Consider the following 15,034-nt stretch of genomic DNA (forward strand, 5'->3'; position numbering starts at 1 on the left):
AGGTCAAGTACTTTTTCTAATTATTTGAGATATATTTTTATTTATATATATTATAATTTCTCTTCCCCTCATTAAATTCTATTTTGCCATTTCTGCTTCATTATGAACTGGAACTATAAAAATAGCCGAACAGTCTTTATGGACTATTCGGCTATATATCAGATAATTAATACAATTTTTCTATAACTTCTATTTCATAGAATTGTTAACTATAAACTTGATCTTATTTTACTTTTGAAACTTTGGGGATCTTATACTTCGATGCACAATTTAAGTACTTCCCAAGAGAATTATTCACACGATACATATCTAAAATGCTCTTCATAAATGCAATCGAACTCTTTTTATATTTCATCTTCTCTAATACTCTTAATGCACTTTCATCATTATATCCTAATGCAAACTGTCTAGCATATATAGAGAATTTTTCTTTACTAAATTTCTCAATGCTGTCGTAATTTTGTAAAATTTCAAAAGCTTCAATAATTCTTGTATTATCATAATTCAATTCCATAGGTACTTTACTAATTGCAATATTTCCTATATTTTTCTTATCTTGATCTACTATGGTAGAATACAGTTCAAAATAATCTTTTATCGCATCGGAAATGCCATATTTGTGGTACAATTGATAACCTATATACATGCCATTATCATTGTTTTCCCCAAAATAATAATTTAGAATTGTGTCAACATTATAAGTATAATTTTCACTGTTTTTGAAATATATACCTTTTGATAATCTTACTAGTTTTTTTTCTTTCACCATGCGCTCCATGATTTTAAAAAATGCGCCTTCAGAATATTTCGAAAATTTTTCTGAATATAATTTGCTGATAAAAATTATATCCTCGTCATCTAATCCATCTACATATTCCTCGATTTTAATTCTGCAGCTCATTTACAACTTCTCCTCTTAATATCAAATCGAATAAAGTAATTCTAGTATAAAACCAGAACATATATGCGTCAAGTTTTTTAGAATTAAAAAAGTCTCGCTTCAAACCATAAAATGAGGCGAGACCTGCACATGCTATTTATTTTTTTATATACTCTTTATCAGTATAACTTTCTATCTACTTATAAAGCTTTTTCATCTACTTTTCTGCTTTTTCGTTTGCCTTTTCAGCTTTTTCGTCTGCTTTTTCTGCTTTTTCGTCTGCCTTTTCAGCTTTTTCATTTGCATTTTCAGCTTTTTCATTTGCTTTTTCAGCTTTTTCGTTTGCTTTTTCAGCTTTTTCGTTTGCCTTTTCAGCTTTTTCGTTTGCTTTATCAGCTTTTTCATCTGTAACGTCTTCTGGCTCAAAATCATTTTCATCTTCAAATTCGTCATCATCTGAATAAAAATTAGCTGGAATAATCTCTATAGAACTAATTGTTGATTTACCGATAATAAATACTGTTGGAATACCTTCTTCAATAGCATTTTGAACTAAGTTCTTGATACCACTTGCAACATTTTCGATGTCACAGGTTACATTAACACCCTCTGGAAGTATGATTTGAACGATACTTGCATCACTTTTAAAATTAATATATGCATCTTTTTCAAATACAGCAAGACTTAAATCAAGAATAAGTTTTGAAGCTATCGCTTTAATTTCGCAGCCTTCAAAATCTTCATCTTCAATTTCTATTGATTTACTTGTGCATACTGCATTGTATTTCTTTACTTCATCACAAATGCTTTCTGTTTCTTCTTTTTCAAATTTTTCTTTTAGAATTTTGTACTTATCGTATACTACTTTGCCAGCCACAGCTAACGCTGTAACTCCTACAAATGCTTTTGCAATTGATTTTTTCTTAGCCATAATAAAGCCTCCTATTTAATACTACTATTATATTCACATGTTTAGAAATAATTATACCACCAATTCTATTGAAATTGCAAAGTTATTATAGCAAAAGATTATATATTATATATTGAAAGTTCAAAAACATTTACTAAATATTCGAAAACACTATATTAAATTGCATAAAACAGTCGGCGAAGTAATCAACCTCGCTACTAGTTTGCGTCATTCTTTGAAAATATACATCCGCAATAATTTTGTCTGTATAAATCATATTCCTTTGATAATTCAATTGATCTCTTGTACCCTTCTTTCTTTTTGAAGTCCGATAAGAGATACTCTATTCCATACTCTATTCCAAGGTTATGACCAATTTCATTTAATTTAGCACTGTTTTTTAATGGGCTGATAGAAAGTGTAGTTGTAAAATAGTTAAACCCACCTTCTTTTGCCACTTTAGCCGTTTCTCGCAGACGCATATCATAGCAGACAAAGCAACGCGCTCCACCTTCCTTGCAATCTTCAAGCCCCAAAACACTCTTATTGTAATTCTCATTATCATAATTCCCCTCCAAAAAGCTGACCTCATATTTTGTTGGAAACTCACTAATGAGACGTTTTTGTTCTTGCACTCTCTTTTTATATTCTTCTATTTCAGAAATGTTAGGATTATAGTAAAATACCGTCAAATGAAAATACTGTGACAGATATTCAATTACATAACTGCTACAAGGCGCACAACAACTATGTAGCAGCAATGTCGGAACCTTGCCCTGCTCTTGAAGTTTGAAAATCAACTTGTCCAATTCTTTCTGAAAATTAATTGATCCTTTTTCTGGGTAAAACATTGCATTTCCTTTCTTTACTGCCGCTGTTTCTAAATCTTCCTGCCGATCTTAGATATTGCTACTAATTCTCAATCTACTGCAAATTCTAGATTCTACTGCAAATTCTCACATTTTTTAAGTACTTCCTCAAACTTCATATTGCCACCAAAAAGATCTAATGCGCTTCCAACGGTAACATCTATTTTATTTTGTCCAAGTTTTTTAATCAATTCTATATCTTCAAATGAGCCTACGCCACCAGCATAGGTGATCGGTATTTTCGACCAATTTCCAAGCATTGTAACTAATTCTTTATCAATACCACTCGCCTTGCCCTCCACATCAACTGCATGAATCATAAATTCATCACAGTAATTTGCCAAGAGGTCTAATGTACTTTCTGTTAGTTTTACTTCAGTGAACTTTTGCCACCTGTCAGTGACAATATAGTATTCGCCATCTTTTTTCCTGCAGCTAAGGTCCAATACAAGGTTATCCTTGCCAACTGCATTTACAATTGCATCCAGATTATCAAAATTGATTTTACCATCTTTGAACACATAGGAAGTCACCAAAACATGAGAAGCTCCCATATCTAAAAATGCCTTTGCATTATCAGCGTTAATCCCACCACCAATCTGAAGGCCACCTGGATAGCTTTGTAAGGCTAATTGCGCTTGCTTCCAATCCGACTCATAATACTCAGAATCGGCTGGATTAAGAAGGATAATATGCCCTCCTTTTACTTTGTTTTTCTTATATAATTGAGCATAGAAGGAAGCATCTTGCTGTGATACGAAATTTTCTTCGGCTTGGTTGCCAGTATCTAGTAAGCTACCTCCAACAATTTGCTTTACTTTTCCATTGTGTATGTCAATGCATGGTTTGAAGTTCATTTATCGTCTCCTCGCATAAAATCTAATCATTTTATTTGAATTTCGTAATACTGATTTATCATATTATACATCAACGTATACTTATATCCAAGGATTTTTATGTTATTAAATTTTAATAGTGTAACTGCTCAGTACCTAAACAATTCCAATAGTTACTATATAATTAACATTTTAGACATATCAACGATAACATCAGCCCCATTTATAGTAGATGGTCTATGCGCTATCGTAATAATTGTTTTTCCAGTTTTTATATTATCAATTGACTGCTGAATCAATATCTCTGAGCTATTGTCTAAGGCGGAAGTTGCTTCATCCATCAAAATGATTGGAGATGTTTTTATGATTGCCCTGGCGATTGCAATTCGCTGTCTTTCACCACCAGAAAGACTTAATCCTCTATTCTTAATGACTGTGTCATACCCATTTTCCTGTTTCATAATAAATTCATGTGCATTTGCTAATTTTGCGGCTTTGGTAATCTCTTCATCTGTAGCGTCAAGTTTTCCATATCTAATATTTTCTTTAATACTTACACTGAAAAGGTATGGATCCTGGGGTACATAAGCGATTAATTCTCTAATCCTTTGAAGTCCTAACTCATTAAATGTTCTTCCAAAGAATGATATTTCCCCCGAAATAATTGGATAAAATTCCAACAGTAATTTTCCCACTGTACTTTTCCCACAGCCGGATTCACCCACTAACGCAACATTTTTTCCATTTGGGATGTTAAATGATAGGCCATCCAAGATTCTGTTCTCCGGATGATATGCAAACGAAACATTTTCAAGGCAGATTGAATCTTCTGCGTCGATATCTAAACTACACTCTTCTTTATTATTACTTTGTTCTTTTATATCACTTTGCTCTTTAACATCACTTTGCTTTTCTACTTCACTTTGCTTTTCTATTTCACTTTGCTCTTTAACATCACTTTGCTTTTCTACATCACTTTGCTTTCCTACTTCACTTTTAAATTTAAAGTCATCACCTTCTTCTTCCATATTAAAAAATGCAAATAACTTTCCGGCATACGCAATGCAATTCATTAATTCTGGATAATATCTCCCCAATTGAAGAAATCTTTCACTTAGTGCTGCGTACATTGTAAATATTGCAGCAACATCGCCAATACTAGCCATCTTAGATTGAATAAAAACAATTCCAATAACCAAAAACATGAGTGAACAAAATAGATCAAATCCAACATTAAACATATTCAGAATCCCTGTTAGTACCATTTTTTTATATTGTACACATGCAAATGCTTCATTTGCATCTATATACTTCTTTGCTACATTCGAATGTACATCATATATTTTGCAAGTTTCAATACCCTCAACCATATTTGATAATTTTTCTGTCATCGATGAATTTTTCTTTGAGAGTTCTTTTCCCACTCTTTTCATCGGTTTTGCCATTAACGAATTTATTAAAAACAAAATAATATTAAGTATAACAAGTGCCAATGTCATCCATATATTTATAGTAATCATTGCAATAATATATACAATGACTGCTAAAATAGGAGCGACTACTCTTCTAAGCCTTGAAGTGTATATTTCTGTAGCTCTGTCTGTATCATATAATAGGGTTGATAATAACTCACCACTGTGATGATTATCATAGTACGACATTGGAAATTTCATTGCTTTTACAAATACACGCTTCTGCATATTTGCATATCCTCTTTTTGCTGCCATATTATAATAATATTGGCAGACTCTAGAACCCACTACTGAGAATATTCCAACTATAATACAAATGACAAGTGTTCTATAAAATCCATTCATATTTCCACTCTGCGCCACGTTAAATATCTGCCTTGTTAATAGTGAGGCAATCACATCAAACAATGCTGAAAGCACTGTCATCCCAAATATGGAAAAACAATATATAAACAATCGTTTATCCAACATCTTCATGAATTCTATAAATATATGATCTCTTTTCATATATGCTCCCATCTTTTCATGTGACCTTTCATTTCATTTATGCTCCCATCTTTTCATGTATCATTTCATTTCATTTATGCTCCCATCTTTCATGTGACCTTTCAATCGCTATTTTCTAGTTCACTATGATATAAGCCTGCATATATTCCATTTTGACTAATTAGACTTTCATGGGTTCCACTTTCAGCAACCTGTCCATTATCTAACACAACAATTTTGTCTGCATTTCTTATTGTTGATAGTCGATGCGCAATTATAATAACAGTAGAATTAAGTGAAATATGATCGATTGCTTCCTGAATCATTTTCTCCGTTCCAATATCGAGTGCTGACGTTGGTTCATCTAGTAATAGAATTGGCGCTTTTTTCAAAACAGCTCTGGCAATCGATAATCTCTGCCTTTCTCCACCAGATAATTTCGCGCCTCGCTCCCCAACCAATGTATTATATTGCTCTGGAAGGCTTATGATAAAATCATGGATATTTGCCATTTTACAGGATTTAATAATTTCACCAAGCGCAACATTTTCTTTACCGTATGCAACATTTTCTGCAATCGTTTCTGGAAATAAAAATATATTTTGTGACACGTTTGCAATCTGATCTCTTGCATGCATTAGATTCCACTGCTTAAAATTATGACCATACAATTCATACGCACCATCTATAGGCTTTAGAAATCCACATATGATTTTAAACAGCGTTGTTTTTCCTGCTCCAGAGGTCCCAACAACTGCTGTTGTTTTTCCTTTTTCAAAGGTAAGATTGCAATGATTTAAAATCTTTCTATCCTTATTATCCTCATACGAAAAAGACAGGTTCTTCAGTTCAATTGCATTTGCCCCTGAATGTTCTATGCTTGTATGAAAATCACCAGACTCCTCTTCTGGATAATTCATAATCTCATTGATTCGATCTAGCGACACTTTCGATTCTTTTGAATCATTTATTATAAATGGTAATTCACTCATTGGAGTAATAATACGGTTTAGCACAACGATAAATGCCATTAACTCGCCAACCGTGATTTCTCCATTTATTGTAGTTATCAGCGCTACCACTGAACATATTACATTAGGAATCCATCTCAATAAATTCTGTAATGTTCCCGATAATGAATTGTACTTGTTTCTCGACGACTCATTTTTCAGAATATCTTCTACTACACGATCAATCCTTTTTTCAACGGTTTTTAGTAATTCATAGCTTCTTACGATTTCTATTCCACTCAGGCAGTCTCCTACTGTTTCTGCCAATAAGTCGAATTTCCCCCTTCTTCTTTTCGCCAAAATCACAAGTTTTTTTGCTATTATGCTCGTAACTAATAATACAAATGGATAGCATACCACTACTCCAAATAACAATTTTTTATTAATTGCTAATATGTATATACAGACCGTTATTATTGTAACTATACTTTGAATTATTGTTGGTATTGTTTCTGAAAATAATTGTTCAACCACCGTCATATCGGATGTAAGCTTTGTAATAATTGAACCAGAATGATTATCAAAATATCCATATTCCATTCTCTGAATTTTAGAGGCAATGAAGTTTTTGCATTGTTTCTGTATTTTTATACTATATTTTTCACTACATATTTGTTTTACAAATGCCATAATCATTGATATTAAGATTAAAATAAGGGTTTTAATTATAAGACTATGAATATCTATATTCTTCATATTATGTATATCATCAATTGCATTTGAAATCATTGTTGCACTAATCGTGACAATTTTGGCCATAATATATGCCATGATTGTAAATACAAATAGATAGTGTGAATTATACAATATTATCTTCATTAAATAATTCCTATTCTTCACTTTTCCCTCTATTCTGCTTTAAATTTCAGCATTCTAATGCATATAAGCGTATATAATACTTTCCTAATTTCCTATTATAAATGATCTTTTATGTATTTATATTGTAAATCTAATTTGCCTCATTCACCTCTGATATCTTATATTTTTTCCTATTTATCTCTTGTTTTTTGTGTTAATATATAGAAAGCGCTATTAACCATTATGAAGGAGAACATTATGTCTTTACCATTAACCTCTGGTCAAAACATTAATTTCAACAGAGAGATTCGTGAGCCTTATTATGAAATGCGAATACCCGATAAATACAATGATTTTTATGCATTAAGCTATATTATAAGTGGTAAGCGAAAGCTATTTACTCCTAACCGAATTAATATTGTTGATGCAGGTACTCTTTTTTTCATAAATAAAAATGTCCATTTCAGAAATACCTACCTCAACGAAACTACCTATGAACGAATATGTGTTAAATTTACTGATAAGATGATTAATGATTTAATTGAATCACTTGGAAAAGAGGGATTTTATAGAATTTTTGATGATCCTATCTATCATTTTAATCTTGACACACAAGATCAATTAATGAGATTATTTGTTTCTATGCAAAATGAATATAATAATTATAATAGATATTCTGAGATTATTCTTAAGAGCCTACTGAATCAAATAATTATAATTTCTATTCGGGAGAGAGTTTCAAACACGAATAATAATATCATTCTTGAGAAGGAAGAAGCGCATATAATTAAGGCTGTACAATATATTGATAATAATTATTATACCAGTCCATCACTAAATATAACGGCTGCTATTGTGTATTTAACGCCTACTTACTTTTCAAAATTATTTAAGAAGGCCATGGGCTGTACCTACTCTGAATATCTAAATAATGCAAAACTAGATAATGCGCGCCGCTTATTAGTAGAAACCAATCTAACGATGAATGAAATATCCGAAAACTGTGGATTTTCTAATTCAAATTATTTTTGCGATGTTTTTAAAAGAACAGAGAATCTGTCACCTACTAATTTTCGAAAAAAGTATAACCAAAAAAAATAAAAGGAGAAAAGAACTAATATGAAAAAGAGATTTAGACTAGTTCTATCCCTTCTCGTCCTATGCCTGCTATTTTCATTAACCGGCTGTGGAAAAAGCGAATCCAACACAACCAACAAGACCTTACTAGTTGGAACTAACGCTGAATTTCCACCATTTGAATACATCAATAATGATGGTGTTGAAGATGGCTTTGATATTGCCCTAATAAAAGCAATTGGTAACGAGATGGGTTATGACGTCACAATTAAGAATATGGAATTCAAGTCTTTAATTGCTTCCATAACAACGGGTGGTCTGGATGCTTCCATTGCCGGCATGACAATTACCGAAGACAGAAAACAAAGTGTCGATTTTTCAGACGCATACTACACTGCAACACAGTATATTATCGTTCCTATCAACAGCAAAATCACGAGTCTTTCTGATTTAAATGGTAAAGACATCGCTGTGCAAGAAGGAACTACCGGTGATTTTTTGGCAACACCAGCTGATGATAACGAAGTTATTACAGATTCTACAACAAATGTAAAACGTTTCAAAAAAGGTACTGACGCAGTGCTTGAATTAAAAAATGGTGGCGTAGATGCCGTCGTAATTGATGCTAACCCCGCACAAGAATTTGTAAAAGCGAATAAAGAATCATTAAAATACATCGTCGAAGATACTTCTACAGAAGAATATGCGATTGCTGTCAAACAAGGCAATACAGCATTATTGGCTGATTTAAATGAAGGTTTAGCTCGTGTCAAGGCAAATGGAACATTTGATCAGTTGGTTGGCACTTATATCAATGGTACAAGCACTACTGATGCTACAACTTCAACTAACCCATTTGTCAAATTTGTTGATAAACTTGACAGAGTATTTGTACAAACCAATGGCTATATGCGGTTATTAAATGGTCTTGGAATTACGATTTCCATTTCATTACTTGCAGTTCTACTTGGCGTTGCTCTTGGTTTTGTTCTGGCATTAATGAAACTCTCAGAAATTGTAACAGGCAAAAAAACGATATTTTCAAGAATTGCCAATATCTATATTGATATTATTCGAGGTACACCTTCCATGGTGCAGCTTCTTATTATGTACATGGTAGTTTTCCACAATCGATTTGGATTTATAGCTGCAGTATTAACATTTGGCATTAACAGCAGTGCATATGTTGCCGAGATCATCCGTGCAGGAATACTTGCTGTTGACAATGGCCAGATGGAAGGTGGACGTTCACTTGGTTTCTCATATGGCGAAACAATGCGTTACATCGTAATGCCACAGGCAATCAAAAATATACTTCCAGCACTTGGTAATGAATTTATCACATTAATTAAGGAAACAGCAATTGTCGGTTATATAGCTATTCAGGATTTAACGAAAGCATCCGATTTCATTATTTCAAGAACTTATGAAGCTTTCTACCCATTAATTGCAATTGCAATTATTTACTATATTTTGATTAAGATTTTAACGAAACTCTTGAATTTATTTGAAAGGAGGTTACGAAAAGGTGATATACATTAATAATTTGCACAAACATTTTGGTAACTTAGAAGTTTTAAAAGGAATTGATACTCACATTACACCTGGTGAATGTGTAGTAGTAATCGGGCCTTCCGGTTCCGGCAAAAGTACATTACTTCGTTGCCTCAACCGCTTAGAAGAACCGAATGAAGGATCGATTAAAATAGATGGAATTGATCTTATGGAAAAAAACACGGATATCAACATGATGAGACGAGACGTAGGAATGGTATTTCAACAATTTAACTTATTCCCACATCTTTCAATACTAGACAATATAACCCTTGCCCCAATCAAACATAAGATCATGTCAAAAGAAGACGCACAAACGGCAGCTATGGACCTTTTAACGCGTGTTGGCGTTGCTGACAAAGCAGATAACTATCCAGCTCAATTATCCGGAGGTCAAAAGCAACGTGTTGCAATTGCTAGATCATTAGCCCTTAACCCACACGTAATGCTTTTTGATGAACCAACCTCAGCCCTTGATCCAGAAATGGTAGGTGAAGTTCTTGATGTTATGAAGAAGCTCGCGCAGGGCGGTATGACGATGGTTGTAGTAACTCATGAAATGGGATTTGCAAAAGAAGTTGCAGATAGAGTCATCTTTATGGACGATGGTATGATTGTTGAAGAAGGCACGCCGGAACAGATATTTAATAGTCCTAAGAATGAAAGAACTCAGAGTTTCCTGCGGAAGGTTTTGAATTAGAATCGTAAATTGAAAAGGTATACAATAAGACAAACAATAATGTAAAACAAAAATAGGAGCTACCAATAATACTTGGTTGCTCCTATTTTTGTTTCTTTTATTTAATCATTATCATTATAATAGTTACTTAGCAAACTTTCTTTTTTTATTGTAGAAATATAATCCTACTAAAGCTGCACCACTCATAATACTTAATGTGAAGAATAAGTATATAGGTGTTGAGTCACCAGTTTTAGGTGCTGGAACTGATGTTGGAATTGTAATCGTTAATGAAGGAGTAGCTGCAAGTCTTGCACCTGCAGTTGCTGGAGCAAATGATGTAAGTGTTAACAATCCATTCATATTAATACTTCCATCGCCATCTCTTGTAGGTACAATTGATGTATCCAAACTTGTAAACCAATTAGCTGACACTGCTACATTTAATGAGTTAACGGACTTGTCAACACCATTCCAGAAGAAGTTGTTTTCAGCATTTATTTTAGTTGGATCTTGTGTACCTAATAACTTGATTTGTTCTACTTGCGTTAAATTAGTTGTTCTATATGAGATAATACCATTAGCAGAGAAATCTGTATTTTTAGCATCAGTTGTATATAAAGCAACATTATATGAACCATTGTTATATGTTGTACAATTAGTTACTTTAATATCTGGGCAACTATTTGAATCGATACCTTTTGCTTTATTGTTATATGAAATACAATTTTTTAACTCATGGTATCCTGTAATACTTGAACCACCAAGTTTGAATCCGTTACCATTACCAGCATTGGTTCCATCTTCAAGATAACCATTACCGTAAGCCACACTATTTTCCACAACTACCTTACCTATTTTACCTGTTTCAACTTTAGCGAATAAATCCCATCCATCATCAGCATTGTTGTGTGCAATACATCCTCTAAATATATTGCCTTCACCGACTGTAAGTTTAGCAGCGAATCCATCTGCATCTTCATATCCTGGATCTGCATTACCGTAAGAAGAACAATTAAGGATAAGATTATTAGCTGGCCAGTTTTCAAATAAATCAGTAGTCAAAAGTCTACTTACCTGAATACCTGTACTACCATTGTAATAAGTATTTACCTGATCTAATGTACAATTGCTACCAGATAACTGAATACCCTTTTGAAAATCTTGTGAATTAGTAACATCAAAGCCTTTATAAGTCCAGTAATTACCAGCAAGCACCATACCTGCAGCTAACTTTCCGAAATTAAATACTGGTCTTGTTGTAGCAGCTGAATCAGCTACCATTGTAATTGGACTAGCCTCTGTACCATTAATACCTCTAGCAATTTTAACTGTTGTTTCAAGATTATAAGTACCTTCCATAATTACAATTGTTTGTCCTGGTTGAACATATTTTACTGCTGTATATATATCCATTGGGTTTGACTTGTTACCTGAATCTTTAGAAGTTCCCGTTGGTGATACCCAAATTGACTGTCCTGTTACACCATACGTTTTGTAACTAACTGTATGTGTAAAAGTAACTGCATCATATGATGATAATAATTGATAGCTACCTGGAACATAATTATCATTTGGTTTAAATGTTACTTCAAATGCATTTGATCCTTTGCTTAATGTTGTTGTTGGTGCTATTACTGATGTTCCTGCCGTAACACTTGCAGCATCAATAATTACATTACCACTTGGATCTTTTACTGTTAATACACCATTGGCATTACCTGTGAAAACAAGATTGTAATCTACAATACCTGTTGCCGTTGGTGATGTCACTGTATAATTTGGTGTAACATATGTTGTTTCTGGTACTTCTGCCGCAATATCATCAGCAGGATTAATTGTTGTTAATGAAACATCACTAACTGAAATATCTGCGTTTCTTGAAGCGAAGAAACCAACATAAATATCATTTGCATCAATTTGTGTTAATGCTGTTCTGTTATAATCATAATATTTTTTAGTGTTTGTTTTACCTAATTCATCTGTGTAACTAATGAAATATCCTGTATTGTTTCTTGTTATTGTCAAATCAAATGTTGTTAAGCCTTTGTTATAAGTTGCACTAGCAGGAGTTGTATTTGTATATTTTCCTACAACATTTCCAGTTGTTGCACTATTTATATAAGCTGAATTTTCAAGTGTAGACATTGTCTGATTTGCTGCTGTAATTGTTCCAGTTGCAATGTTTCCAGCTGTTGCCCCTGTTTTTTCTTGTGCGCCTACGCCTAATTTCATTGAAACTTTCATATCGCCGCCAAGTGCTGTTCCTGCATTAACTGTGTCATACAAAGCGCCTGTTGTTGAGTCATAACCATAATCAACTTTAGTTACCGAAGCCATATATGAATTATTCCAGAAAACAGAAGCATCTCCATTAATACCTACAGCATCTGCTGCCATCAATCCAAATCCCTCTTGTCCATTACTAAATGTCCAAGCATTAACTGTAACTTTAGCTTTTAATGTAAAATTTTGACTAGGGTCTATTTTTGTATAATAGTAAGCAAGCCCATCTGTTGAAGCAGGTACTATTTTACCTTTTCCTGTCAAACTCCAAAGACGTAAATCTCCGGTGTTAACACTACCAGAAAAACTATTATTTGTCGTATCTACACCTGAACCAAATGCCGCATATGACCAAACTCTTAGTGCTTGCTGTGTTGGTGTAGCTTCAACTGTAGCTGCCACTGATACATCTGTACCTCTTGTTGCAACAACTTTAAAAGTGTATTTTGTTCCAATTGTAAGTCCTGAAACATCTTTTGTTGTTCCTACTACACTAACAGGTGTAGAGAATGTTATTCCATCTGTGCTGTATGAAATATCATAAGCTGTGGCTTCTTTAACATCTGCCCAAACAAGTGCAACTTTTCCGCCGCCAATGCTTGTCGCACTGCTAAATGAAGCTTTAGCAAGTGGAAGTGAGAAACCTACGAATGTAGAATCAATTCCAACTTTATCTGCATTATCTGCTCTAACTGCCGCAATTGAGAAATGGTAATCTCCAGATGCAGAAGGCGTAAATGTTACGGAGGCATTTGTTCCCTCTTTAGAAGAACTCTTAGTATCAAGTATTTCTTCACTTGCATTTTTCATAATTACATTTACTTTATCTGCTCCATCATATCCAACTACCATATCAAATGGCACTGTTACAACCCCATCTACGGCAGAAATTTTGCCAATAGTAGGTGCAGTTATATCTGCCCATGCTTTTCTTTCTGGCTTAACAACACTACCACCAATGGTATCTGTTACTTGAACCTTGAAAATATAGTTATTTCCAATAACACTTCCTAAATAATATGTGCCTGCATCAGCAAGTGTTAATGTAGAAATGCATGCAGCATTTTTAGCTAATGTATTTGTTGTTGTTGCCACTGAAGTTCCCGCAGAATTCAAAATTGTCATTTGACGATTATCATCTCCACCTTCAGCCCACCAGATTTTAACAGAAGCCGTTCCTTCTGTTGTAAATTTCATTGAATTCATTGCAGTTGTTCCAACTGCACCAAAGTTAATTCTTTGCGTTGCAGCATATGCATCTTCAAAAGTTTTTGAACTTGAATCAATTTTTGTTTTTGCACTCATTAAAAGTGTAAAATAATTAGCTGTTCCTGCTTTTAATTCTTGACCATCTGTTGCAGCTCCTGCCGCCATTGCAGTCAGATTACTGCTCGTATCGATTACACTAATTTTTTCAACAGGCGCTGGAGGAGTAACTTCAACTTCCACTTTAAAAATATAGTTATTGCCAATCACACCACCTAAATAATATGTGCCTGCATCAGCAAGTGTTAATGTAGAAATGCATGCAGCATTTTTAGCTAATGTATCTGTTGTTGTTGCCACTGATGTTCCTGCAGAATTCATAATTGTCATCTGACGATTATCATCTCCACCTTCAGCCCACCAAATTTTAACAGAAGCCGATCCTGCTGTTGTAAATTTCAAGGAATTCATTGCAGTTGTTCCTACTGCACCAAAGTTAATTCTTTGTGTTGCAGCATATGCATCCGCAAAAGTTTTTGAACTTGAATCAATTTTTGTCTTTGCACTCATTAAAAGAGTAAAATAATCTTCTGTTCCTGCTTTTAGTTCCTGACCATCAGTTGCAGCTCCTGCTGCCATTGCTTTCAGATTACTGGTTGTATCAAGTGTGAATTTTGTTGTTGCAGTTGCCGCCTTTGCAATTGAGACTGCAAAATCTGTTGGAATCAACCCAACAATCATGAGTGTTGCCATAAGTACAGCAATCACCCTTTGCCTTCTTTTCTTCTTCATAATTTCCTCCTATTATTTGTTAATTATTAACCCTTCGGATGCAAAACATTCCCAGCACAATACAATGCTTTTTAGGTAGTAATAAAGCAATCCAACTATTTCTAATTATAGTCTGACAAGCCATATTTAGTCAACTAAAATATGGTAAATATGTCATTATTTAATTAAATAATCGAATG

The 15,034-nt window shown here is 33.5% G+C and carries 10 protein-coding genes; 3 read left to right on the top strand and 7 right to left on the bottom strand.

All coding sequences use genetic code 11. The annotated features are described in order from the left end of the window. Nucleotides 1–223: 223 nt before the first annotated feature. The 6 genes from BMY18_RS05140 to BMY18_RS05165 form a co-directional block, all read right to left on the bottom strand. On the bottom strand, nucleotides 224–901 hold the full coding sequence (locus tag BMY18_RS05140; protein WP_092451274.1) for a hypothetical protein: 678 nt from the start codon (nucleotides 899–901) through the stop codon (nucleotides 224–226). A 196-nt stretch (nucleotides 902–1,097) separates the two neighbouring features. After that, a complete protein-coding gene (locus tag BMY18_RS20980) occupies nucleotides 1,098–1,811 on the bottom strand; it encodes an alanine-zipper protein (protein ID WP_170841301.1) in 714 nt (237 codons plus the stop codon). 197 nt (nucleotides 1,812–2,008) lie between these two features. After that, a complete protein-coding gene (locus BMY18_RS05150) occupies nucleotides 2,009–2,641 on the bottom strand; it encodes an epoxyqueuosine reductase QueH (RefSeq protein ID WP_092451276.1) in 633 nt (210 codons plus the stop codon). Between the two features lie 92 nt (nucleotides 2,642–2,733). After that, nucleotides 2,734–3,516 carry a phosphoribosylformimino-5-aminoimidazole carboxamide ribotide isomerase gene (hisA, locus tag BMY18_RS05155; protein ID WP_092451278.1) on the bottom strand — a complete coding sequence of 261 codons (783 nt, stop codon included), beginning with the start codon at nucleotides 3,514–3,516 and terminating at the stop codon, nucleotides 2,734–2,736. A gap of 155 nt (nucleotides 3,517–3,671) precedes the next feature. Further along, nucleotides 3,672–5,474, bottom strand: a complete 1,803-nt coding sequence (locus BMY18_RS05160; RefSeq protein WP_170841302.1) for an ABC transporter ATP-binding protein — start codon at nucleotides 5,472–5,474, stop codon at nucleotides 3,672–3,674. Nucleotides 5,475–5,575: 101 nt separating this feature from the next. Continuing rightward, nucleotides 5,576–7,282: an ABC transporter ATP-binding protein gene (locus tag BMY18_RS05165; protein WP_092451282.1), complete on the bottom strand. Its 1,707-nt coding sequence runs from the start codon at nucleotides 7,280–7,282 to the stop codon at nucleotides 5,576–5,578. 237 nt (nucleotides 7,283–7,519) lie between these two features. Here BMY18_RS05165 and BMY18_RS05170 point away from each other — a divergent pair, with 237 nt between their 5' ends. Genes BMY18_RS05170 through BMY18_RS05180 form a run of 3 tightly spaced genes read left to right on the top strand, consistent with a single transcriptional unit; the run spans nucleotide 7,520 to nucleotide 10,592 of the window. Further along, nucleotides 7,520–8,362, top strand: coding sequence for an AraC family transcriptional regulator (locus BMY18_RS05170; protein ID WP_170841303.1), 843 nt, complete (start codon nucleotides 7,520–7,522; stop codon nucleotides 8,360–8,362). 18 nt (nucleotides 8,363–8,380) lie between these two features. Then, nucleotides 8,381–9,880: an ABC transporter permease subunit gene (locus tag BMY18_RS21605; RefSeq protein WP_092451286.1), complete on the top strand. Its 1,500-nt coding sequence runs from the start codon at nucleotides 8,381–8,383 to the stop codon at nucleotides 9,878–9,880. Continuing rightward, nucleotides 9,867–10,592, top strand: a complete 726-nt coding sequence (locus BMY18_RS05180) for an amino acid ABC transporter ATP-binding protein (RefSeq protein WP_092451287.1) — start codon at nucleotides 9,867–9,869, stop codon at nucleotides 10,590–10,592. The genes BMY18_RS21605 and BMY18_RS05180 overlap by 14 nt, the downstream gene beginning before the upstream one ends. 123 nt (nucleotides 10,593–10,715) lie before the next feature. Here BMY18_RS05180 and BMY18_RS05185 read toward each other — a convergent pair whose 3' ends face one another. Further along, nucleotides 10,716–14,855: a right-handed parallel beta-helix repeat-containing protein gene (locus tag BMY18_RS05185; RefSeq protein WP_092451289.1), complete on the bottom strand. Its 4,140-nt coding sequence runs from the start codon at nucleotides 14,853–14,855 to the stop codon at nucleotides 10,716–10,718. Nucleotides 14,856–15,034: the final 179 nt, after the last annotated feature.

The sequence above is a fragment of the [Clostridium] fimetarium genome (genome assembly GCF_900111235.1).
Taxonomy (GTDB): Bacteria; Bacillota; Clostridia; order Lachnospirales; family Lachnospiraceae; genus Clostridium_N; species Clostridium_N fimetarium.